This window comes from Pseudomonas sp. I2 (genome assembly GCF_040984075.1).
GTDB classification, from domain to species: domain Bacteria; phylum Pseudomonadota; class Gammaproteobacteria; order Pseudomonadales; family Pseudomonadaceae; genus Aquipseudomonas; species Aquipseudomonas guariconensis_B.
The window spans coordinates 22,141-44,359 of record NZ_JBCGFQ010000031.1 but is presented as its reverse complement, the minus strand read 5'-3'; the positions used below and the strand labels follow the sequence as shown (position 1 = coordinate 44,359).

Annotated in this window: 15 protein-coding genes; 7 read left to right on the top strand and 8 right to left on the bottom strand. The window is 67.0% G+C overall.

What is annotated here, in order from left to right; all coding sequences use genetic code 11:
• Positions 1-81: 81 nt before the first annotated feature.
• Together WCE05_RS16850 and WCE05_RS16845 are read right to left on the bottom strand one after the other, a co-directional pair.
• The gene (locus WCE05_RS16850; protein WP_225790088.1) at positions 82-945 is read right to left on the bottom strand and encodes a LysR family transcriptional regulator; all 864 of its coding nucleotides are present in this window, start codon (positions 943-945) and stop codon (positions 82-84) included.
• Positions 946-1,107: 162 nt separating this feature from the next.
• Positions 1,108-1,806 (bottom strand): pirin family protein, encoded by a 699-nt coding sequence (locus WCE05_RS16845; RefSeq protein ID WP_253102336.1) that lies wholly within the window; start codon positions 1,804-1,806, stop codon positions 1,108-1,110.
• A gap of 175 nt (positions 1,807-1,981) precedes the next feature.
• Here WCE05_RS16845 and WCE05_RS16840 point away from each other — a divergent pair, with 175 nt between their 5' ends.
• The 6 genes from WCE05_RS16840 (at position 1,982) to WCE05_RS16815 (ending at position 9,718) form a co-directional block, all read left to right on the top strand.
• Positions 1,982-4,495, top strand: a complete 2,514-nt coding sequence (locus WCE05_RS16840) for a UvrD-helicase domain-containing protein (protein ID WP_368816199.1) — start codon at positions 1,982-1,984, stop codon at positions 4,493-4,495.
• A 189-nt stretch (positions 4,496-4,684) separates the two neighbouring features.
• Entirely contained in the window at positions 4,685-5,611 is a 927-nt protein-coding gene (locus WCE05_RS16835) for an alpha/beta fold hydrolase (protein ID WP_368816198.1), read from the top strand.
• Between the two features lie 86 nt (positions 5,612-5,697).
• Complete coding sequence (locus tag WCE05_RS16830) at positions 5,698-6,114, top strand: VOC family protein (protein WP_368816197.1); 417 nt, start codon at positions 5,698-5,700, stop codon at positions 6,112-6,114.
• Positions 6,115-6,156: 42 nt separating this feature from the next.
• The gene (locus tag WCE05_RS16825; protein WP_368816196.1) at positions 6,157-6,936 is read left to right on the top strand and encodes an alpha/beta fold hydrolase; all 780 of its coding nucleotides are present in this window, start codon (positions 6,157-6,159) and stop codon (positions 6,934-6,936) included.
• Positions 6,937-7,190: 254 nt separating this feature from the next.
• Entirely contained in the window at positions 7,191-7,856 is a 666-nt protein-coding gene (locus tag WCE05_RS16820) for a phosphoribosyltransferase (protein WP_368816195.1), read from the top strand.
• A 185-nt stretch (positions 7,857-8,041) separates the two neighbouring features.
• Entirely contained in the window at positions 8,042-9,718 is a 1,677-nt protein-coding gene (locus tag WCE05_RS16815; protein ID WP_225790095.1) for an MFS transporter, read from the top strand.
• Positions 9,719-9,834: 116 nt separating this feature from the next.
• Here the strand turns inward: WCE05_RS16815 and WCE05_RS16810 are convergent, their stop codons facing one another.
• The 6 genes from WCE05_RS16810 to WCE05_RS16785 form a co-directional block, all read right to left on the bottom strand.
• Positions 9,835-10,404, bottom strand: a complete 570-nt coding sequence (locus tag WCE05_RS16810) for a hypothetical protein (protein WP_368816194.1) — start codon at positions 10,402-10,404, stop codon at positions 9,835-9,837.
• A 74-nt stretch (positions 10,405-10,478) separates the two neighbouring features.
• Positions 10,479-10,865 (bottom strand): VOC family protein, encoded by a 387-nt coding sequence (locus tag WCE05_RS16805; RefSeq protein ID WP_368816193.1) that lies wholly within the window; start codon positions 10,863-10,865, stop codon positions 10,479-10,481.
• 186 nt (positions 10,866-11,051) lie between these two features.
• Positions 11,052-12,380 carry an MFS transporter gene (locus tag WCE05_RS16800; protein ID WP_253080075.1) on the bottom strand — a complete coding sequence of 443 codons (1,329 nt, stop codon included), beginning with the start codon at positions 12,378-12,380 and terminating at the stop codon, positions 11,052-11,054.
• A gap of 207 nt (positions 12,381-12,587) precedes the next feature.
• Positions 12,588-13,718: an FAD-binding oxidoreductase gene (locus tag WCE05_RS16795; RefSeq protein ID WP_368816192.1), complete on the bottom strand. Its 1,131-nt coding sequence runs from the start codon at positions 13,716-13,718 to the stop codon at positions 12,588-12,590.
• A gap of 8 nt (positions 13,719-13,726) precedes the next feature.
• On the bottom strand, positions 13,727-14,986 hold the full coding sequence (locus tag WCE05_RS16790; protein ID WP_368816191.1) for an SRPBCC family protein: 1,260 nt from the start codon (positions 14,984-14,986) through the stop codon (positions 13,727-13,729).
• 125 nt (positions 14,987-15,111) lie between these two features.
• On the bottom strand, positions 15,112-16,053 hold the full coding sequence (locus WCE05_RS16785) for a LysR substrate-binding domain-containing protein (protein ID WP_368816190.1): 942 nt from the start codon (positions 16,051-16,053) through the stop codon (positions 15,112-15,114).
• 304 nt (positions 16,054-16,357) lie between these two features.
• On the opposite strand from WCE05_RS16785, the gene mnxG reads away from it, so the two are divergent.
• The gene (mnxG, locus tag WCE05_RS16780; RefSeq protein ID WP_368816189.1) at positions 16,358-22,213 is read left to right on the top strand and encodes a manganese-oxidizing multicopper oxidase MnxG; all 5,856 of its coding nucleotides are present in this window, start codon (positions 16,358-16,360) and stop codon (positions 22,211-22,213) included.
• Positions 22,214-22,219: the final 6 nt, after the last annotated feature.

The following is a 22,219-nucleotide window of genomic DNA, read 5'->3' as shown; positions in this document are numbered from 1 at the left end:
AGACTACCGCTGAGCAACGATGGGAAAAAACGGTGTTTTCTGCAGTGACTATTGAGGAAAACTGCATGGTCGCGAGGGGGATCAGCTCGCCAGGGCTGCCCCGAGCACGGCACTGAGGTGCCGGCGCTGGCTCTTTTCATGTTCCAGCAGCACCACCCGACGGGTCAGCTGCGGTTCGCCGAAGGGCAGGCGGATCGCCGGCGGCAGGCGTTCCAGGTCATCGTCGGCCATGGGAATGATGGCCACGCCCAGGCCCATGGCGGCCATGCGCGCCAGGGCTTCCTGGCTGTCCAGCTCCATCTGTTCGCTGACCTGCAGGTGTTGGCGGCGCAGTTCCTGCTCGATCTGCCGGCCGGCCCAGGCGCGCTTGTCGAAGCGCAGGAACGGCTGGCTGGCCAGCAACTGCGGCAGACTCTGGCCGGCGAGCTCGGTGCTGGCCACCGCCCAGAAGCGGTCCTCGAACAAGGTGGTGTACTGCAGGCACTGGGGGTAGGGGCTGACCGGCTCGGTGGTGATCGCGGCATCCAACTCGCCGTCCTCGACCCGCCGCGCCAGCTCCGCCGACATCCCCGAGGCGACGCTGATGTGCAGCTGTGGGTGATGGGCCTTGATCCATACCAGGGCCTTGGGCAGGCGCCGCGCCAGTACCGTATGGATCGCGCCGATGCGCAGCCGCCCGCGCAGGCTCGGGCCGCTGGCCAGGGCGTCGGCGAGTTCGTCGTAGGCCGCCAGGATGCTTTCGGCGCGAGCCACCGCCAACTGCCCGGCCTCGGTCAGCGCCACCTGGCGGCGGCTGCGGTCGAACAGGGTGACCTGCAGTTCGTCTTCCAGGGTCTTGATGTGCAGGCTTACCGCCGAAGGGGTCAGGCTGAGCAGGTCGGCAGCCCGGGCGAAAGTGCCGTGGCGGGCGATGGTCACCAGGGTGCGCAGGGCTTTGAGGGACATGCGAACGGCCTCCGGGGTGGGGTGGCGGCACGTTACAGGCTTCGGGCGGTGGGCGGCAAGGACAGGGCTGCGTTGTCTTGCAGAGAACAAGCGCCCGAAAGCCCAACGGGTACCCTGTAGGGTCGGGCTTGCCCGCCAAAGGCAAGCCCTGTCGCCCCCGGATCAGGCCACATCCACCAGGACGATCTCGCTATCCTCCACGGCCGTGACCTTCAACACCGGCTCCTGCTCGATGGCCAAGCCATCCCGCGCCTTGACCCGCACCCCGTTCACCTCCACCAGCCCCTTGGCCGGCACCAGATATCCCCGGCGTTCGGCATCGAAGCGGTACTCGGCGCTTTCCCCGGCCCGCAGGGTGGCCGCCACCAAGCGTGCGTCGGTACGGATACGCAGGCTGTCTTCATCCCCGGCCCGGCCGCTGGCCAAGGTCACGAAACCCTCGCCACGCTCGCCCTTGGGAAACGGCCGGGTGCCCCACGACGGTGCTTCGCCGACCCGCTCGGGGACGATCCAGATCTGGAAGATGCGCGTGTCGACCTTCTCCAGGTTGTACTCGCTGTGGACGATGCCGGTACCAGCGCTCATCACCTGCACATCGCCAGCCTCGGTACGGCCCTTGTTGCCCAGGCTGTCCTGGTGGGTGATGGCCCCTTCGCGGACATAGGTGATGATCTCCATGTCCCGGTGCGGATGCGGTGGGAAGCCGCTGCCGGCGGCGATCAGGTCGTCGTTCCACACGCGCAGGTTGCCCCAGTGCATGCGAGCCGGGTCGTAGTACTCGGCGAAGGAGAAGTGGTGATGGGCGTCGAGCCAGCCATGGTTGGCGTGGCCGAGGCTTTCGAACGGTCGCAGTTGCAGCATGATCGTGCTCCTTGAATGGGTGGAATGACGCCATGATGCGCCAATAAAAGATCGAAAATAAGCGTAAATATCGGCTTTATATGATCTATTTAATAGATATATAAAGGTGCGGTACTCCCTGCGATTCATCGCCTAATCCCCTGATCTTCAAGCATTCGCTGGCGATTTTTTGCAGATGCGGCGAACATGGCCTGCTGATTCGACCTGCAATGGAGTGACCGTGCCCCACGAGCTTCCCCCAGCCTCGGCTGAGTTGACGCCACCGGCCCAACTGCCTTGGTTCCGCCGCCTGGCCGCGCGCCTGCTGGGCCGTGGCCTGACCCGCCTGCGGGCACAGCACCGCGACTCCTGGTTCCTCGGCCATGCCACCGGCCAGCGCAGTGGCCATGCCGACGGCCTGCGCGAAGGTTACGAGCGTGGCCGGGCGGAAGGCTACGAGGCCGGGCGCCAGGTGCTGGTGATCCGCGACGTGCGGCCCGACAGCGCCGCAGTCCCCGGTCAGGACGACGCGCTGTTCGACGACTGGCGCCTGCCGCTGAGTGCCGAGCTGAAGAAACGCTTCAAGGCCGACGTCGCCCAGCGCCTGCCCGCCCAGGCACAGCCCAGCGCGGCGCAATGGAAGCTGATCTTCAGCGATACGCCGTCCACCTGCGTGGTCGCTGGCGCGGGGGCGGGCAAGTCCACCTCGCTGGTGCTGCGCCTGCTGCTGCTGCGCCATTACCTGGGCTTCGAGCTGGACGCCATGACCGTGGTGACCTTCACTCGCGAATCGCGCAAGGACTTCATCAAGCGCCTGGTACAGGTCTTCGCCCTCTGGCAAGTCGAACTGCCGCCAGCCCAGGCCCGTGAGCTGGTGCGCACCTTCCACTCGCGCATCCTGCCGCTGGTGCGCAGCCTGCCGGGCTTCGGCCAGTTGCGCGCGTTCGAGACCCTCGGCCAGGAACTGCCCGCGGGCAACGAGGCCAACGCCGAGGGCAATCCCTTCGACCTGCGCCTGAACGACGCCCAGCGTCAGCAGCTCAACCTCTGCTACCGCGACCTGCTGCAAGGCAACCCACGTTTCGCCGAACTGGTGGCGGCGATGCGCCGTGAGGCCCTGCAGCTCAAGCCGCTGGACCCGGACCACCCCGACGTGCAGAAGCGCGTGCAGGTGACCCAGCTGGCCGCACAACGCGACGAGGAGCTGTGCGACCTGATCGAGGACCTCTGGTTCGCCGCCGGCGCCTGGCCGATCAAGGGGATCGAGCCATGCCGCGACACCGTGCAGATCCGCGGCAGTCGTTTTCACGTGCATGGCCGCCTGGAAGGCCTGGACGCCTGGGTGGTGCTGGGCTTCGACCCGTCCGAGAGCGCGCAGTACCAGCGCCCAGGGGCCAGGCTTGGAGTGCGTGCGGAGTGGGCGGTGAAGCGCACCCTGTTTCAAGCTTTCTGCGACAAGCCTTTGATATGGCTGGAAAACTACGCATCGGCAAAACGCCTGGCCGCTTCCCTGGCCGGCGATGCCGTGGCCGGGCCGGGGTTCGAGTACAAGGTCAAGGGCGAACTGGCGCCGGCGCCCTTGCTCGATGCCTTCGTCAGTGCGGCCAGCTTCATCGAGAACCTGGGCCTGGACGTGGGCACCGCCGTGGCCGGGATGCGCTTTGCCCCAGGCGACAGCGACGGGCTGTTCTTCGAGGCCCTGGCCTTGTACTGGCAGGCGCTGGAGGCGCACCTGCTGGCCCAGTCGCCACCGGTGATGACCTACAACCGCATGTTCGCCCTGTTCGGTGAGAACAACCCGGAGAACCTGCGCCTGTTGCCCGACCCGCTGCTGCGCCCGATGGCGCATCTGATGATCGATGAATTCCAGGATGTCTCGCCGCAGATCGTCAGCTGGTTGCGCGCGAGCCTGGCAGAAATCCGCCGACGCGGCCCGGCTATGCACGTCGGGCGCAACGCCGGGCATTCCTCGTTGATGTGCGTGGGTGATGACTGGCAGTCGATCTACGGCTGGCGGGGCAGCTCGCCGAAGTACTTCATGGAATTCGCCAAGACCTTTCCGTCGCCGGCCAATACCCGGGTGATGCTGGTGGAGAATTACCGCAGCCAGCAGCACATCATCGCGGCCGCCGAGCACCTGGTGAAGGGCGCGCCGGCCATCGCCGGCAAGAAGGCCAGGGCCAGCGGCCCGGCGGCCGAGCTGCCCTTGTCGCCGGTGAAGGTTTGCGAGCGCGATGAGGCGGCGCTGGCCCAGACCCTGATGGAGCATTACCAGCAGGGTGAGACGGTGATGATGTTGTTTCGAAAAACAAGCGATAAGTCGTTGATAAACGAGCATTTGGTTTCGGTTCTTCAAGTTGAGTCCAGCTTGCCGCCGGATCAGCGCCGGCTGCGCCAGCTCACCTACCACAGCGCCAAGGGCCTGCAGGCCGACGCGGTATTCATGCTCGGCGACTGCCAGTACCTGACCAGTTCGCCGTACAAGAACCAGGTCTATCGCCAGGCAGGCCTTGGCCGTGCCGGGGATGCCCAGCCGTTCGACACGGCGCAGAAGGAAGAGGTGCAACGCCTGGCCTACGTGGCCGTGACCCGGGCGGCCAGGCACTGTTATTGGCACGTGGAGCCGGCCAGCGGTGAGGCGGGGCAGCTTCGCGCCTCGGCCCAGGTCGATGGCCGGCACGTGTTCTTCGAGGACCTGCGCGGCCAGTAGCCGTGTCGTGGCCAGGGGTCGGTGTCGCGCATGCGACGGTCGTTGAGGGGCCAGCATCGCGTCGCCGCATGCGCGAAGGTGGGATGCCGGACGCCGTGCGGACGTCCGCTGCGTAGTAGCCGCCGGCATGAGGGCGGCGGCATGTCCGGCCTGGCGCGCAGGCGCCGGGCCCTGGCCAGGAGAATGCCCATGCGCTCGACCGCGACACCCAAGGATCACCTGCTTGACCTCAATGGCATCGAGATCGCCGTCCGTACCTGGGGGCCGGAGGATGGCGTTCCGGTGCTGGCCTTGCACGGCTGGCTGGACAACGCGGCCTCCTTCGAGCGCCTGGCGCCACTGCTCGACGGTTGCTTCGTGGTGGCCCCGGACCTCGTCGGTCACGGCCGTTCCGATCACCGCCGCGACGACAGCGGCTATTACCTGTGGGAACACGCCGAAGACATGCTGGCGGTGCTCGACAGCCTGGGCCTTTCGCACGTCCATGTGCTGGCCCACGGCATGGGCACGGGGATCGCCTCGGTGCTGGCGGCGTTGTCCAGTTCGATTGCCAGCATGATTTTCCTCGATGGCATGGGGGCTCCCTTCACCGTTGCCGAGGATGACCGGGTGCAGCACCTGGCCCGGGCCTACCGCCTCAAGCGTCTGGTGCGGCGCAGCCGCCTGCAAGGTTTCGCCGAGCCGGACGGCAGCCAGTTCGACAGCCTGGAAACCGCGCTGCAGCAACGCCGTAACCGCCTCGACGGCAACCTGTCGGACGAGGCCGCACGTTTGCTGGCACTGCGTGACCTGCTGCAGGTGGGCGAGGGCTATTGCTGGCGGCACGACCCGCGCCTGGTATTGCCCGAGCCCATGCCGCTGACCGAGCGTGAAGCCTGCGACCTGCTCAGGCAAATAAACTGCCCGCTGTACCTGATGCTCGGCCGCCAGGGGGCCTTCGCGGGCAGTGGTTTCGAGCAGCGCCGCGCGGCCTTGCCTGGGCATGCCCGGGTGTCCTGGCACCCCGGAGGGCATCATTTCCACCTGGAGGCGCCGGACAGGGCGCTGGTGGACCAGATCCTGCGGGTGCTGGCCAGCCACGACCTGGGCCAGTTGCAGCGCCTGGTCAACGAATGAGCGCGACCGGGCGCTGGTCGAGCCGGCGCCCGATAGGCTATGGTGCTGCCAAGCCTTTCCCTGTGCCTTGCAAGGAGGAACTGCGCATGCGGCCTTTCACCATCCAGTGCATCGACCATGTGGTGCTGCGGGTCAGTGACCTGGCGCGCAGCGTCGCTTTCTATCGTGACCTGCTCGGCTGCCAGGTGAGCCGTCAGCGGGACGACCTGGGCATGATCCACCTCGCCGCCGGCACGGCGATGATCGACCTGGTGGCGCTCGACGGCCCGCTGGGGCGTCGAGGTGGGCGAGCCGCAGCCCGTGAGGGGCGCAATGTCGATCACTTCTGCCTGCGCATCGAGCCGTTCGACGAGGCAGCCCTGGTCGGCTACCTGAACGCGGCGGGCGTGGTCGTGGAGCCCGCCGAGAAACGCTACGGTGCCGAGGGCGAGGGGTTGTCGCTGTACTGCTTCGACCCCGATGGCAACCAGGTCGAGCTCAAGGGGCCCTCCGCCGGCCCATAGGGAAAGCCCAGTACCCCGGCGGCGCCGGGATCAGGAGACTGCATGAAGGACCTCATCGTCAGCCAGCACATGATAGGCACCCCCCAGGGCAGGCTGTTTGCCCAAGCCTGGACTCCCACTCAGGCGCGGGGCGAGCCCTTCGTCCTGCTGCATGACTCGCTCGGCTGCGTGGCGTTGTGGCGCGACTTCCCCGCGCAACTGGCGCAGGCCACCGGGCGCCGGGTCGTCGCCTACGACCGGCTGGGCTTCGGCCGTTCCGATGCCCATCCCGGCCATCTGCGCCCGGGCTTCGTCGAGGCCGAGGCGCACGAGGGTTTCGCGGCCGTGCGTGGTCATTTCGGCATCGACGACTTCCTCGTCCTTGGTCACAGCGTGGGCGGTGGCATGGCCGTGGGCTGCGCAGCGGCTTTCGCCGGGCAGTGCCGGGGCCTGGTCAGCGAGTCGGCCCAGGCCTTCGTCGAGCCCCTTACCCTCGACGGCATTCGTGCCGCGCAACGGCAGTTCGCCGAGCCCGGGCAGTTGCAGCGGCTGGGCAAGTACCATGGCGACAAGGCCGAATGGGTGCTGCGGGCCTGGGTGGACACCTGGCTGAGTGAGGCCTTCGCCGGCTGGAGCCTGGATGCACTGCTGCCCAGGGTGCACTGCCCGCTGCTCAGCCTGCACGGCGACCAGGATGAATTCGGCTCGCCCGCACACCCCCGGCGCATCACCGCCCTGGCCGGTGGGCCGAGTGTCATGCAACTGCTGCCCGGCTGCGGGCATGTGCCGCACCGCGAGCAACCAGCGGCGGTGCTCGAGGCGATCGGCCGGTTCCTGGCCTGACGCGGCCATGGGCTGCGATGACCTTTCCCTTGGCGTGGCCCTCTAAACCAGGCGTTCAGGCCGGCTCAGGGCTTTGCCGTGGTGCGGTTCCCCTGCATTTGGGCGTTGCGGGGCGACGACGGCGTTGACTGTCGGGAGGAACATCCTGGGTTGTGCTGGTGTCTGCCGGATATCAGGGCCGGCCCATTACCGGCAAACCGCCCCACAGGTGCCGGCCATGGGAAAACACACCTTGCCAGCGAGAGCCTGAAACCATGAATCGCGCGTTCCCGGATGGACCCGCCTTCCGCGACCGCCGCCAGGCCGGGCGAGCCCTGGCGGCGGTGTTGCGCGCCAAGGTCCAGGGCGAGCCGTTGGTACTGGCGCTGCCACGGGGCGGGGTGCCGGTGGCCTTCGAGGTCGCCGAGGCCTTGCAGGCACCGCTGGACGTGGTGCTGGTGCGCAAGATCGGTGCACCGGGCAATGCGGAGTTCGCCATCGGCGCGGTGGCCGAAGGCAACCCGCCATTCTGCGTGGCCGACCAGGCTGTGATGGACATGTTCGGTGCCAGCCAGGCTTGGTTCGATGCCGAGCGCGACCGGCAACTGGCGGAGATCGCCCGGCGGCGCGCCGTCTATTGCGGTGACCGGCCATTGCCTGAGGTGGCTGGCCGGGAGGTGATCCTGGTGGACGACGGCATCGCCACCGGCAACACCGCCCGCGCTGCGCTGATGGCGCTGGCCGCCGCCGGGCCTTCCCGATTGCTGTTCGCCGCGCCGATCGGTGCCTGGGAGTCGGTGGCGCGGCTCAGGCCCCTGGTGGATGAGTTGGTGTGCCTGCAGATGCCCGAGCCGTTTCGCGCGGTGGGCCTGCATTACGAAACGTTCGAGCAGACCACCGACACGGAGGTCGTCGCGCTGCTGCGTCAGTCACGTTCCTGAAGGAGGCCGCAGGCCGGGGGCGGTGGATATCCCGGCAAAGCTGATTATGCTTCAACAGGCTTTGCGATGCGGGGCGGTACGCCTCGTCGTGCTTCGCGCAACCGAGTGTCAATCCAGGGCCAGGGTGCGATGATCAACTGCGTGCAAGGTACTCCGGCCTGAAAACAACAAGACGGAGGCAACCCATGGCGGCAATCGACAGCACATCCACGGGCAGTGCGCCCCAACGCGGCATCACCCGGGAGGAGCGCAAGGTCATCTTCGCTTCATCCCTGGGCACCGTATTCGAGTGGTATGACTTCTACCTCTATGGCTCGCTGGCTGCGATCATCGCCAAGCATTTCTTCGCCGGCGTCAACGAAACCACATCCTTCATCTTCGCCTTGCTGGCCTTCGCGGCAGGCTTTGCCGTACGACCGTTCGGCGCGATCGTGTTCGGTCGCCTGGGTGACATGATCGGGCGCAAGCACACCTTTCTCATCACCATCGTGATCATGGGCCTGTCCACCGCGCTGGTCGGCCTGCTGCCCAGCTACGCGAGCATCGGTGTGGTCGCACCCATCGTCCTCATCACCCTGCGCCTGCTCCAGGGCCTGGCGCTGGGCGGTGAGTACGGCGGCGCCGCGACCTACGTGGCCGAGCACGCACCCAAGGGCAAGCGTGGGTTCTTCACCTCGTGGATCCAGACCACCGCCACCCTGGGGCTGTTCCTCTCGTTGCTGGTGATCCTGGCCTGCCGGACCTTGCTGGGCACCGAGGCCTTCGAGGCCTGGGGCTGGCGCATCCCGTTCCTGCTGTCGATCCTGCTGCTGGCGATCTCGGTGTACATCCGCCTGCAGCTCAACGAGTCACCGGTGTTCCTGAAGATGAAGGCCGAGGGCAAGGCGTCCAAGGCGCCGCTGACCGAGTCCTTCGCCCGCTGGGACAACCTCAAGGTGGTGATCATGTCGCTGCTCGGCGGCACCGCCGGCCAGGCGGTGGTCTGGTACACCGGGCAGTTCTATGCGCTGTTCTTCCTCCTGCAGACGCTCAAGATCGACCCGCAGGCGGCCAACCTGCTGATCGCGGGTTCCTTGCTGATCGGCACGCCGTTCTTCATCCTGTTCGGCAGCCTGTCGGACCGCATCGGCCGCAAGAAGATCATCATGGCCGGCTGTATCCTCGCCGCGCTGACCTACTTCCCGATCTTCAAGGGGCTGACTGAGTACGGCAACCCGGACGTGTTCGTCGCCCAGGAGCGCAACCCGGTGGTAGTGATCGCCGACCCCAGCCAGTGCGCGTTCCAGTTCGACCCGGTGGGCAAGGCCCGTTTCACCAGCTCCTGCGACCTGGCCAAGAGCCTGCTGGCCAAGCGTGCCATCCCCTACGAGAACGAACGGGCCGAACCTGGCAGCGTGGCGCAGGTCCGCATCGGCGAGCAGGTGATCCCGAGTTTCGAAGGCAGTGGCCTGGCGCCGGAGGCGTTCAAGGCCCAGAACGATGCCTTCACCGCGACCCTCGGCAACGCCCTCAAGGAGGCGGGTTATCCGGAGAAGGCCGATCCGGACAAGGTCCACTACCCGATGGTGCTGTTGCTGCTGACCATCCTGGTGATCTACGTGACCATGGTCTACGGCCCGATCGCCGCCTGGCTGGTGGAGCTGTTCCCGGCGCGCATCCGCTACACCTCCATGTCGCTGCCGTACCACATCGGCAACGGCTGGTTCGGCGGCTTCCTGCCGACCGTGGCGTTCGCCATGGTGGCGGCCACCGGTGATATCTACTACGGGCTGTGGTACCCGATCGTCATTGCGGTGATGACGGCGATCCTCGGCATCTTCTTCCTGCCAGAGACCAAGGACCGGGATATCCATCACGCCTGAACAGCGCTGTTCGCGGCGCATCAGCGCCGCTCCCACAGGGTCTGCGTCGATCGCAAGTGCGGTGGTTTGCAGGGCCTTGTGGGAGCGGGCTTGCCCGCGAATGGGGGCACACCGGTTCAGTCGAAACAGTCCTGCAGGCTGAAGCGATAGCCGATGTCGATTTCACGGGCGGCCCCGGGGCCGCCGGTTCGCTTGAGCATGAACTCGAAGGCCGGTTCGTACAGGCCATCGCGCAACACCGCGCCGGCGAGCACCTCGACCTCGTACCAGCCGTTGTCCAGCTCGATGATCGGCCGCCCAGGCTGCTGGTAGCGCGCCAGCAGGTCGCCGAGGGTCTTGTTGGTGAAGTGCTGCAGGATGCGCCAGGTGAACAGCATCAGCGTGCGATGCTCCACCCGCAGCAGGTAGCCAGCCCGGCGGTGCTGCAGCCGGCTGCCGGCCTCGCGCAGGACGGGGGTGGCTTCGTTCAGGCTGAAGATGATCCGGTAGGGCAGGTTCTCGATGCCGGCCAGGGGCAAGACGACGCCCGCGAGCACCGCCTGGTCGCCACTGTCGTTGTGGGTGAACTCGTAGGCCAGGTCGTCGGGCAGGTCGTTCTCTTCCTTGAAGCGTTCGAGCAACTGGATGTCGCCGACGAGGAAGTAATCGACCAGGTCGTTGAGGACTTCGCTGAATTCGTAGCGCATTGGGTTTCCTTATTGTGGCTGCGCTTCTTGGCGGGAAAGGGCACTGTAGCGGAAGAACCGCCTGGCGTGGTCGCTCAATGTCGCTGGGCGATCTGGATCAGGTTACCGCAGGTGTCGTCGAACACGGCCACGGTGACCGGCCCCATGGCCGTCGGCGGTTGGGTGAAATGAATGCCCGCGGCGCACAGGCGTGCGTACTCGGCCTGGATGTCCTTGACGCCGAAGGAGGTGGCGGGAATCCCGTCCTGCTTGATCGCCGCCTTGAAGGCCTTGGCGGCCGGGTGCACGTCGGGCTCGAGCAGCAGCTCGACGCCGTCGGGGTCGTTGGGCGAGGTGAGGGTCAGCCAGCGGTGCTGGCCCATGGGAATGTCGTGCTTGGGCTCGAAGCCCAGTACATGGTGGTAGAACGCCAGGGCCTTGGCCTGGTCGTCGACGAGAATGCTGGTGACGACGATCTTCATAGGCAATGCATCCTTCCTGTGGGCAGTTACCTGCAAGTAAAGACGCCCGGTGCTCGTGTTGCCATGCCATCGCGGGGCTGCTTTGCTGCCCATCGCTGGCAAGCCCACAGGGTACAGCGCAATCCTGAAGTTTGGCGCTGTCCCTGCGCAAGCAGGCTTGCCGGGGGGCGAAGCGCCGCCAACGGCTCAGCTCAAGGCTGCCGCCTGCTGCAGGTTCAGCGAGCGGGTTTCCGGCGCCAGCGCCCAGCTGACCAGCAACCCCACCAGGGTCACCGCCGCGGCGGCGTACATCGTATGGGCGATGCCATAGTCCTGCAGGGAGATGGGCACCAGGTAGGTGCCCACCGCCGCGCCGATGCGCGACAGCGAGGTGCCGACGCCGACCGCCTGGGCGCGGATTTCGGTGGGGAAGATCTCGTTGGGGTAGACCAGTGCCAGTACCTGGGCACCGCCGATGGCCACGGCATAGGCGCCGAACAGGATGAGGATGAGCAGGGCGTTGCTGTCGTGGAACAGCCCCAGCCCGAACAGCGCCAGTCCCGAGAACAGGAAACTGCCGATCAGCAGGTTGCGCCGGCCGATGCTGTTGATCAACCGCGCGGCGAGGATGCAGCCAACCACGAACAGCAGGGTGATCGCCATCGAACCGAGGGAGGCCCAATCGCCCTTGAGATTGAGTGCGTCCATCACTTTCGGGGCGAAGGCGTATACGGCGAACAGCGGAATCACCGAGCAGCTCCAGAACGCGCTGACGAACAACATACGTCGGCCATAGCCGGCGCGCATCAAGTCCCAGGCCGACAGCGTGCTGCTGCGTGGCTCCTCCGGCAGGTGTGCAAGGGAGAATGCCGGGCCGTAGACCTGCTTGATGATCCGCTCGGCCTCGGCATTCCGGCCCTTGCTCAGCAGCCAGCGCGGCGACTCGGGCGTGCCCAGGCGCAGGAGCAGCAGCACCGCGCCGAATACCGCGGCACTGGCCAGCACCAGGCGCCAGGCTTCGGCATCGCCCAGGCGCAGGATGATCTCGCCCAGCCCGTAGGCCGTTGCAGCACCGGCGAACCAGATGACGATGAAGCCGGCCAGGCGCGGGCCGCGGGCGTTCTTCGGCATGAACTCCACCAGCATCGAGGTGGCCACCGGGTACTCGATGCCCACGGCCACACCGATGATCAACCTGAGGATGAACAGGGTCTGGGCATCCTGCACCCAGTACTGGGCGAGCGAGGCGAAGATGAACAGCAGCGGGCCGATGAAATACACACGGCGACGGCCCAGGCGGTGGGTCAGCCAGCCGCCGAGGAAACCGCCGAAGAAGATGCCGATCAGCGCCGAGGCGGCGATCATGCCTTCCCAGAAACTGTCCAGGCCGAGGGCGGCGGCGGTGGGTATCAGGGCGATGCCGATCAGGCTGAGGACGTAGCCGTCGACGAACGAGCCGCCGGCCGAGCGCAGGGTGAGCAGTCGATGGAAGTGGTTCAGGGGGACGTCTTCGATCGATTGAGCGGGGTGAGTCATGGTTTCTCCTGGTACAGCTGAGCTTTTGTTGTTTTCAGGCCGTCAGGCGGCCTTTGTTCAGCGAGTGGGTCCATGGCGCGGCGTGTCAGGCCGCTGGCGGCAGGATGGACGTGGGTGAACCTGTGGGCTCGCGCCAAGCCTCTGCGCGGCAAGGCACAGGTGCTGCAGAGGTGGCAGGGTGAAGGGAAGGGGCGCCGAGGCGCCCGGTCAGAGGTCGATGACCAGGTCCGAAGTCGGCCGGCTGCAGCACAGCAGGCGCAGGCCCTTGTCGATCTCGCGCTGGCGGATGCCGCCGTTGTGCTTCATCTCGACGTCGCCTTCGAGCAGGGCGGTCTTGCAAGTGCCGCATACGCCCTGGCTGCAGGAGGACGGCACGATGGCGCCGGCCTTCTTCGCCGCGGCGAGCACGGTCTGCTCGGCGGTCATGGTGAAGGTCTTGCCGGAGCGGGCCAGGCGCACGTTGAAGGTGGCCTGGGCCTGGCCTGTGGCAGGTTCGGCGGGGGCCGGTTCCATGATCGGCTCGGCATTGATGTCGAAGCTTTCCTGGTGGTAGCGGGACAGGTCGAGACCGCCTTCGGCCAGCAATGCGCGGGTTGCGTCCATGTAGCCCTTCGGGCCGCAGGTGAAGACCTCGCGCTCGAGAAAGTCCGGCACCTGCTGGCGCAGCGCCTGCAGCGACAGGCGGCCGATGGGGCCGCTCCAGCCAGGCTCGTCACCGACGTCTTCGCAGAAGAACAGCGTGCGCAGCTGGGGCAGGGTACGCTCGAGGCGCTCCAGCTCGGCGCGGAAGATGATGTCTGCCGGGGTGCGCGCACTGTGCACGAAGACGATGTCCAGCTCGGCATGCAGGTCGGCGGCGGCGCGGGTCATGGCCATCAGCGGCGTCACGCCGGAGCCGGCCGAAAGGTACAGTAGCTTGCGCGCGGGCCCGGCCACCGGCGTGAAGTTGCCCGCCGGCCCCGACGCGGCCAGGGTGTGGCCGCTGCGCAGGTTGTCGTGCAGCCAGTTGGACACCACACCGCCGGGCACCCGCTTGACGGTGATCGAGACGGTGAACGGCCGGGTCGGCGTCGACGACAGGGTATAGCAGCGCGATACCGTCTGCCCGTCGATCAGCGGCGACACGGTGAGGAACTGCCCAGGCTCGTAGGCGATGGCGTGGTGGACCGGGCTGCGGAAGGTGAAGGTCTTCACGTCGTGGGTTTCGTCCACCACGCTCACGCATTCCAGGCGCTGGCTGTCGGCGCTGCCCCACTGGGCACCGAAGGTGCTCCAGTGGGCAGGGTCGTTGAAACGTTCCTCGACCATCAGGCTGGGGATCACATGGATGCTGTTCATGTCTGGCCTCACACGCCATGCGCGGCCAGGCGCGCGGCATACCAGCGGGAGAATTGATCGACGTAGCGCTCGGTGAAGGCCGAGAACGGGCCGGGTGCGTAGGCCGGGTCCTGGGTGCCGCTGTGGGTGATGCCGACCAGGCTGGCGTCCTGCTGGTTGGTGGCGATCCACACTTCGGTCAGCGCCTGCAGGTCGTAGTCGACGCCTTCCACGGCGTCCTTGTGCACCAGCCACTTGGAGCGCACCAGGGTCCTGTCCGGCGACAGCGGGATGATGTAGGTGATCACGGCATGATCGCTCATCACGTGGGTCCAGGAGTTGTGGGTCCACAAGTGGGTATCGCCCAGGTCGCGGCGGGTCAGCTCGCCGAACAGCCGGGTGCAGGCCACTGCGGTGCTGAGGGTTTGGGACTCGCCGCGTCCGGCGATCACCAGGCGCTGGGTGCGAAACTGGGTCACGGCGTCTTCGTCGAGGTATTCCACGGCGGCGCAGAGATGCCCGTCGCGCTCCCAGTCCCGCTGGGCATCGGCGTTGCGCTGGTAGTATTCGTCGAGGGCCTTGAGCGAGTCCTCGCCCATGCCGTCGGTGCAGAAGCCGAAGTCCTCCGGCAGGAAGGAGGCGGTCAATTCAGGGTGGGTACCCGCGCAGTGGTAGCACTCGCGGTTGTTCTCCATCACCAGCTTCCAGTTGCCGTTCTCGATGATCTCCTGCTCGTGGGCGATCCTGGTGTTGGTCAGGTCATAGGGCGCGAAGCGCGGGGTCATGGTCTGCTCCAGCACCGCGATGTCCTCGGGCGGGTTGTCGCCCAGGCAAACGAAGATGTGCGTGCCGATCACCTTGCAATGCACCGGGATCAGGCTGCGGCACTTGGGGTCGAAGCCCTTGCCCATGTGCGCGGCATGCTTGAGGCTGCCGTCCAGGTCATAGGTCCACTGGTGGTAGGGGCACACCAGCATGCCCACGGTGGACTTGCCGGCCTCCTTCAGGCGCGCGCCGCGGTGACGGCAGACGTTGCGGTAGGCCCGGACCTGCTCGTCGTCATCGCGCACCAGGAGGATCGACGACTTGCCGATGTCGAGGGTCGAGACGTCACCGGGCTCGGCGATGTCGGCGGTGACACCGACCAGGATCCAGTGCTTGGTGAAGAAGATATCCACGTCGGTGTCGAAGATATCCTGGCGGCCGAACAGTTCGCCGTTCATGCCGAAGCCGGGTTGACGCAGGGCGACGAGCTCACGATGGCTCTTTTGGACAGGCGCAATGTTCATTGTTTTCCTCAGGCACTTTGTCAGACATTACGGAGGCTGTGCCCGCAGTATCAGAACGGCCCGAAAAAGCGTCAACGCGCCTAATTTTACCGCTCGCATTACTCAGGGTTATGCGAGCGGCGGCTTTACCGCGCGGCTTCTGGCAGGGCGTCGCGCAGCCAGTCGATCAGCGCCAGGATGGCCGGGGTGGCGCTGCGCCCGTGGGGGATCACCACGTAGTACGCCTCGCGCGGCCTGACCGTCAGCTCGGTCAGGCGTACCAGTTCGCCGCTGGCCAGCAGGTGATCGATCATCCGCCCCCAGCCCAGGGCCACGCCATGGCCGTGCAGGGCGGCCTGGATGGTGTCGGTGTACAGGTGGCAGCGCAGGCTGTAGCGCAGCTTGGGGGGCGTATGGCCCTGCTCCCTGAACCAAGTGGGCCAGGTCATCCAGCCTTCGCTGGTGGCGTCGGCGTCGAGCAGGTCGCTGGTGTACAGGTCGTGCAGCGAGGTCGGTGGCGTATTGCGTGCCAGCCAGGCGGGCGAGCAGACCGGGAAGATCTCTTCCTCGAACAGCAGCACCGCGCTGCCGTCTTCCCAGCGGCCGTTGCCGTAGCGCACCAGCAGGTCGACGTCATGGTTGCGCAGGTCGCCGGTGAACATCTGCGTGGCCAGGCGCAACTGGATCTGCGGCAGGGTAGCGCGCAGGTTGCCCAGGCGCGGCATGACACGCAGTTGGGAGAAGGTCGCAGTGGTGCTGAGCACCAGCTCCTGTTCGCCACTGCCTTCGCTGATGCGGTCGAACACCGCGGCGATCTTCTGCAGGGAGTCGGAGATCACCGCGAACAGCGCCTGGCCCTCGCTGGTCAGGCGGATGCCCCGGTGCAGGCGCTGGAACAACTGGGTGCCGAGGTTCTCCTCGAGCTGCTTGACCTGCTTGCTCACTGCCGCCTGGGTGACGCCCAGCTCGCGGGCGGCGAGGGTGAAGCTGTTGTGACGGGCCACCGCCTCGAACTCGAGGAGCGCAGTCATCGACGGGATGATGCGCCGGTAGCCTTTGTGCTTGTTGCCGTTTTCTTGTGTTTTCATTCGACGTCCTGGCAAGGCGCGGTGCGCTGGTCCGCACTGCGGGGCAGACATTGGCAGAAAAACGGCGGCAGGTGTAGCCCGGTCCTAGGGCTTTTTACTATGGCGATAGCGGCCCCAGCATCTGCCAAACCCAGCGACAAGCCGCAAGACCTGCACAGCCCCCCGATTCAGGGGAATCCACTGGGGAATCCTCCCCAACTCGTTCCGGTTGTCACCGCAACCCACTGAAAAACCACACGAATATTTATGGCATGCCGCTTGCTCCGGCCCTTCGCAGAGTCCCTGTGTCCCCCGGAGGTGCAGCATGATGACCCCGCTCAAAGGCTCCGTCCTGACTTCACTCGTGCTGGCCCTGTTCGGCTGGCAGGCGACCAGCGAGGCGGCGGTGCAATGCCAGCGCACGCTGGTGGCCAACGTGGTGGCGCTGGACCAGCCGCTGATGTTCAACCGCCTTGGCGCGCAGAACGCCAACGGCATGATGTTCGCCCTGCGCCAGGATGTGGTGGACGAGCACCTGGTGCCGCTGTCCAAGGGCGGTGCCGCCGTTCCCGGCAAGGTCACCCTGCGCCCGGACAAGCGCCCGCGGCCGATCGTGCTGCGGGTCGCCGCCGGTGACTGCCTGACGGTCAACCTGACCAACCTGCTGGCCTACCAGGCCAACCCCAACAAGCACGGCCTCGATCACGACGAGCACGACGTCGAAGGCGAGGAAGAAGACGACGCCCAGGCCGGGCACCCGGGCGGAGAACACTTCATCGCCGACGAACAGGTGACCGACCGCCACGTGGGCTTCCAGGTCAACGGCATGCAGGCGGTCAACGGCATCAGCGACATCGCCGCCAACACCGGCCGCAACGGCAGCTTCCTGGTCGCCCCCGGCAATACCCGCAGCTACACCCTCTATGCCGAGCGCGAGGGCGCCTTCGCCGCCACCAGCCTGGGCGCCACCTTCGGTGGCCAGGGCGGGGCCGGGAACGTGGCCAACGGGCTGTTCGGCCAGGTGGTGGTGGTGCCCAAGGGCGGCCGCACCTACCGCAACACCCTCACCGAGGAGGAAATGCGCCTGGCCACCACGGGTCGCGCGCCCACCGGCCAGCCGGTGATCGACTACGAGGCTCGCTATCCGCAGGTCGAGCCGTGGATCGCCGAAGGCAAGGCCGGCAAGCCGATCATCGCCATGGTCGACGGCAACGAGATCCTCAGCAGCGAGACCGACGCCATCGTCATGGGCCCCAACCCCGACGGCAGCTTCCCACGCTCGACCTATCCACTGGAAAGCGTCGGCAAGCGCAACCCGGCACTGCCCAACCGCCTGGAGGCGTTCCGCGACTTCGCCTCGCAGTTCGCTGACGAAGTGGCCGCCACCCAGGCCTTTCCGGGCTATTGGGCCGACCCTGTGATGGGCCACGTCCTGGAGCCGACCCGCGATTCCTTCATGATCAACTACGGCTCTGGCGGCATGGGCGCCGAGGTGGTGGCCAATCGCCTCGGCGTGGGGCCGATGCACGACTGTTTGTCGTGCGCCTACGAGGAGTTCTTCCTCAGCGCCCACACCGTGGGCGACATCGGCACCCTGGTGGACGTGCCGGCCAACGTCGGCCTGGAGCAAATCCGCCCGGGCGAAACACCGCCGGCCAGCGCGACCGGGGTCAAGGCCAGCATGGCCCTGTACCCGTCGGAGCCGTCCAACGTGCACCACAGCTATATCGGTGACTTCACCAAGTTCCGCAATACCCACAATGGCCACGAGCAGCACATCTTCCACCTGCACGGCCACCAGTGGCTGTTCAACCCCAATGACGACAACTCCGATTACCTCGATGCCCAAGGCATCGGCCCGGGTGTCGGCTACACCTACGAGATCGCCAACGGTGGTTCGGGCAACCGCAACCGGGTGGCGGGCGATGCCATCTACCACTGCCACTTCTACCCGCACTTCGCCCAGGGCATGTGGGGCATGTGGCGGGTCCACGACGTGTTCGAGGAGGGCACCCGCCTGGCGGTCAGCGGCGAAAGCGAGAACGGCTTCCACAGCACCCCGTTCGCCCTGCGCAGCGGCAAGCCCGCTGCCGGTGCCCGGGCCCTGCCGGACGGCGAGATCATCGTCGGCACGCCGATCCCGGCGATCGTGCCGTTGCCCGGCAAGGCCATGGCGCCGATGCCGGGCAAGGTGACGGTGGTGCCGAAACTCGCCCAGACCCTGGTCGCCGGCCATGACGACGATGACGAAGACGACGAGGAAGGCGACGACCACTCAGGGCATGGCGCCTCAGGGCCCCGCGCAGTGGGCTCCCTGGCCCTGGTCGATCGCAGCGAGAGCAACCGCAACGCCGATGGCAGCCTGAAGAACCCCGGCTACCCGTTCTGGATCGGTGGCATGGAAAGCAGCGTCGGCCAGCGCCCGCCGACCCCGCCGCTGGACATGCTCGACCCGGCCCTGGCCCGTCAGCTCAAGGACAGTGGCAATGCCCTGTGGGCCGACCTCGACCCGAACCAGGTCGACGGTTGGGATGGCGGCCTGAGCCGGCACACCCTGGACGGCCTCTCCTCCGGTGGCCAGGCCCTGACCACCACCACCCGGCTGGACTTCTCCAAGGTGGTGCACAAGGCCAAGCCGATCTACCTGCCGGAAGAGGGCACCGAGGTCGAGCAGGCGGCCATGCTGTTCCATGCCAAGGCCGAGCACGCCAGCTTCGCCCTGCTGCCAGGCGGCCAGTTGCAGCCTGGCAACTTCCGCACCAACGGTGCCTTGCCCAGCGCCGGCGCGCCCTTCTATGAACCGTGCATGGACGATCGCGGCAAGCGCCTGACCCAGGCCTCGGGGCTTGGCGAGTTCTTCAGCGGCGAGAGCCTGACCGGCCTCAACTTCCGCGGCGGCTCCAGCTTCACCGCCGACCGCCCGCGCATCTACAAGGGCGCCAACATCCAGTTCGACGCGGTGTACAACAAGGTCGGCTACCACTTTCCGCAGGCGCGCATCATCGCCCTCTGGGAAGACGCCTGGCCAGTCATCACCAAGCAGCGCCCACCGGAGCCGCTGGTGATGCGCATGAACACCTTCGACTGCACCCTGTACCAGCACACCAACCTGATCCCGGCGTTCTACGAGATGGACGACTATCAGGTGCGCACCCCGACCGACGTGATCGGCCAGCATATCCACCTGCCCAAGTGGGACCTGACCGCCTCTGACGGCTCGGCCAACGGCTGGAACTATGAAGACGGCGTTCTCTCGCCCGGCAGCTTGGTGGAGCGCGTGCAGGCCATCCGCAGCTTCAACGGCTGCACCGAGGGTGACGAACGCGAGGGCACCGCCGCCTGCCCGAAAGCCAAGCAGCACCCGTACTTCGGCCGCTTCGGCAGGGCCGACTGGCTGGGCGCACGCACGGCCATGCAGCGCTGGTTCGCCGACCCGCTGGTCAACGTGCACAACGTCGACCGTGGCCTGGGCACCATCTTCACCCACGACCACTTCGGCCCGTCGACCCACCAGCAACTGGGCCTGTACGCCACCGTGCTGGCCGAGCCGGCCGGCTCCACCTGGTACCACGCCGAGACCGGCGAGAAGCTGTACGACCCGGCCGTGCGCCAGGATGGCGGGCCGACCTCGTGGCAGGCGGTGATCCACACCGGCGACCATGATGGCGATGGCCGCAACGACAGCTACCGCGAGTTCTTCCTCGAATACAGCGACTTCCAGCATGCCTACGAGGCGGGTGTGTACGTGGGCGCGGGCCCGGACGGCATCCCCGACAGCCAGGCCTATCCGGCCACGGCTGACAGCTTCCGTTACGCCATCAACCCGCCCGTGCGGCAGAAGGCGTCCAACCTGCTGGAGGCGGTGGTCGAGTCGCGTGGCGGCCTGGCCCCGGGTTGCCCGACCCGGCCGTGCCCGCAGGCGATCTCGGTGGATGATCCGGGCATGTTCGTCGTCAACTACCGCAACGAGCCGCTGGCCCTGCGCGTGTTCGACCCCAACAAGGTCGGCCCGGACGGCAAGCGCGGCATGCAGGCCGATGGCCTCGGCGGCGACCTGGCCTACGCCATGCAGAGCCGTACCGACCGCGCCATCCCGGCAATGAACCTGGCGCCGTCGGCGATCACCGCGGCGGTCGGGCCTACCGGCGGCACCACGCTGTTCCCACCGCACATCAACCAGGGCAGCGAGCCGGGCGACCCATTCACCCCGATGCTGCGCACCTATTCCGGCGACAACGTGCGCCTGCGCATCCATGCCGGTGGTCACGAGGAGGAACACAACATCACCCTGCACGGCGTGAAGTGGCTGCAGAACGGCTCCGGCTATGGCAGCAGCTCCAACTCGGGGTGGAAATCCTCGCAGATGGTCGGCATCTCCGAGCAGATGGGCTTCATGGCACCGGTGTCGATGATCTCCAGCTCCGCGGCCACCAACGGTGACTACCTGTACTCCCTGGACGCGGCACTGGAGGGCTACTGGAACGGCATCTGGGGCGTCATGCGCAACTACACCGCCCATCGCCCGGACCTGATCGCGCTGCCGAACAACCCGCAGCCGGTGGCCATGCGCAACACCGTGGCGTTCGATGGCATCTGCCCGCGAACCACCGCCAACCCCAACGGCATCGGCAGCCGGCCGACGGTCAAGCGCAGCTACGAGATCGTCGCCGCCCTGGCCAACGACATCCTGCAGAACAACCACGGGATCAGCATCGACGACCCGGCCGGCGTCGGCCAGCACGTCGGCGGCCCGCTGAAGGCCAACGGTGGCACCTTGGTGTTCAACAGCCGCAAGACCAGCATCCCGCAGGTGACGGTGACCGACGAGGAGGAGGGCACCACCTTCACCATCGGCGGCCACAGCGCCCCATTGCACGACCCGACCGCGGTGCTGTACGTGCGCAAGGCCGACCTGGACCCGGCCACCGGCAAGCTCAAGGCCGGGGTCCCGGTGGAGCCGCTGGTGCTGCGGGCCAACGCCGGCGACTGCCTGAGCATCACCCTGGAGAACCGCCTGCCGCTGGTCATGCCCGACCTGCCCAGCACGGCCGTGATGCAGCACGTGGTCAAGCGTGACCGCAACGGCAGCGAGGGCTCCACCGCCTTCAACAACAACCTGATGCGCCCGTCCAGCCACGTGGGCCTGCACGCCCAGTTGCTGGCCTACGACATCACCAAGTCCGACGGCGCCAACGTGGGCCTGAACCCGGTGCAGACCGTGCCACCGCGCGCAGGCAGCAGCGGCGCGTACCCGAGCAAGGTGTACCAGTACTACGCCGGGCATCTGGAGCGCGAAGGCAAGCCGGTGCTGCAACTGGGCCGCACGGTGGACAACATCAACACCACGGCCATCGAGTTCGGCGGCCTCAACCTGACCCCGGCGGACTTCATCAAGCAGCCGCAGAAAGGCCTGGTCGGCGCCATGAGCATCCTGGCGCAGGGCGCCACCTGGACCGAGGACGCAGCCAGCCGTGCCCAGGCCACGGTCAAGGTCGCCGGCCAGCCCGACTACCGCGACTTCGTCACGGTGTGGCAACGCGCGATGAACATGCGCTGGGCCGATGGCCGGCCGGTGGAGGGCATCAACACCGAAGGCAACGGTGTGCCGGGCGATCCGAAGGACAACGGCAACATGGCCATGAACTACAAGACCGAGCCCCTGTGGTTGCGCTTCGGCCTGGCGCCGGACGCACCCTTCGGCCACGCCGACGGCAATGGCTTCGCCGATGTGCCCAACGCCCACATGGCCTACAGCAACGACCTGGTCGGCGGCGACCCGCAGACCCCGGTGCTCTGGGCCAAGCCCGGGCAGCCACTGCGCAGCCACGTGCTGATGCCCAGTGGCGGCAGCCGTGGCATCACCTACCAACTGGACGGGCACCTGTGGCCGCTGCACGCCTACCAGGCCGAGAAGAACGACCTCGATGGCTACCCCATGGGCCTGCCAGGCATCGGCTCGGTGCGCTTTGGCTACAACCCGATGTCGGTCTACATCGGCGCCCAGGAAAGCGTGCTGCCGGCGGCGCACTTCAGTTTCATGCTGCCCAGCGCCGGGGGAGCCAACGCCGTGCCGGGGGACTACCTGTTCCGCGACTACGCCGCCTACGGCAACGTCTCGGGGCTGTGGGGCCTGCTGCGGGTCACCCACGAAGCGCCGCCGGCCACCGCACCGGCGCAATGACAGAAG

What these genes read in the sequence shown, in the direction of transcription:
- WCE05_RS16850 (WP_225790088.1), bottom strand. Translation starts at nt 945, where the DNA reads ATGTCCCTCAAAGCCCTGCGCACCCTGGTGACCATCGCCCGCCACGGC.
- WCE05_RS16845 (WP_253102336.1), bottom strand. Translation starts at nt 1,806, where the DNA reads ATGCTGCAACTGCGACCGTTCGAAAGCCTCGGCCACGCCAACCATGGC.
- WCE05_RS16840 (WP_368816199.1), top strand. Translation starts at nt 1,982, where the DNA reads ATGCGGCGAACATGGCCTGCTGATTCGACCTGCAATGGAGTGACCGTG.
- WCE05_RS16835 (WP_368816198.1), top strand. Translation starts at nt 4,685, where the DNA reads ATGCGCTCGACCGCGACACCCAAGGATCACCTGCTTGACCTCAATGGC.
- WCE05_RS16830 (WP_368816197.1), top strand. Translation starts at nt 5,698, where the DNA reads ATGCGGCCTTTCACCATCCAGTGCATCGACCATGTGGTGCTGCGGGTC.
- WCE05_RS16825 (WP_368816196.1), top strand. Translation starts at nt 6,157, where the DNA reads ATGAAGGACCTCATCGTCAGCCAGCACATGATAGGCACCCCCCAGGGC.
- WCE05_RS16820 (WP_368816195.1), top strand. Translation starts at nt 7,191, where the DNA reads ATGAATCGCGCGTTCCCGGATGGACCCGCCTTCCGCGACCGCCGCCAG.
- WCE05_RS16815 (WP_225790095.1), top strand. Translation starts at nt 8,042, where the DNA reads ATGGCGGCAATCGACAGCACATCCACGGGCAGTGCGCCCCAACGCGGC.
- WCE05_RS16810 (WP_368816194.1), bottom strand. Translation starts at nt 10,404, where the DNA reads ATGCGCTACGAATTCAGCGAAGTCCTCAACGACCTGGTCGATTACTTC.
- WCE05_RS16805 (WP_368816193.1), bottom strand. Translation starts at nt 10,865, where the DNA reads ATGAAGATCGTCGTCACCAGCATTCTCGTCGACGACCAGGCCAAGGCC.
- WCE05_RS16800 (WP_253080075.1), bottom strand. Translation starts at nt 12,380, where the DNA reads ATGACTCACCCCGCTCAATCGATCGAAGACGTCCCCCTGAACCACTTC.
- WCE05_RS16795 (WP_368816192.1), bottom strand. Translation starts at nt 13,718, where the DNA reads ATGAACAGCATCCATGTGATCCCCAGCCTGATGGTCGAGGAACGTTTC.
- WCE05_RS16790 (WP_368816191.1), bottom strand. Translation starts at nt 14,986, where the DNA reads ATGAACATTGCGCCTGTCCAAAAGAGCCATCGTGAGCTCGTCGCCCTG.
- WCE05_RS16785 (WP_368816190.1), bottom strand. Translation starts at nt 16,053, where the DNA reads ATGAAAACACAAGAAAACGGCAACAAGCACAAAGGCTACCGGCGCATC.
- mnxG (WP_368816189.1), top strand. Translation starts at nt 16,358, where the DNA reads ATGATGACCCCGCTCAAAGGCTCCGTCCTGACTTCACTCGTGCTGGCC.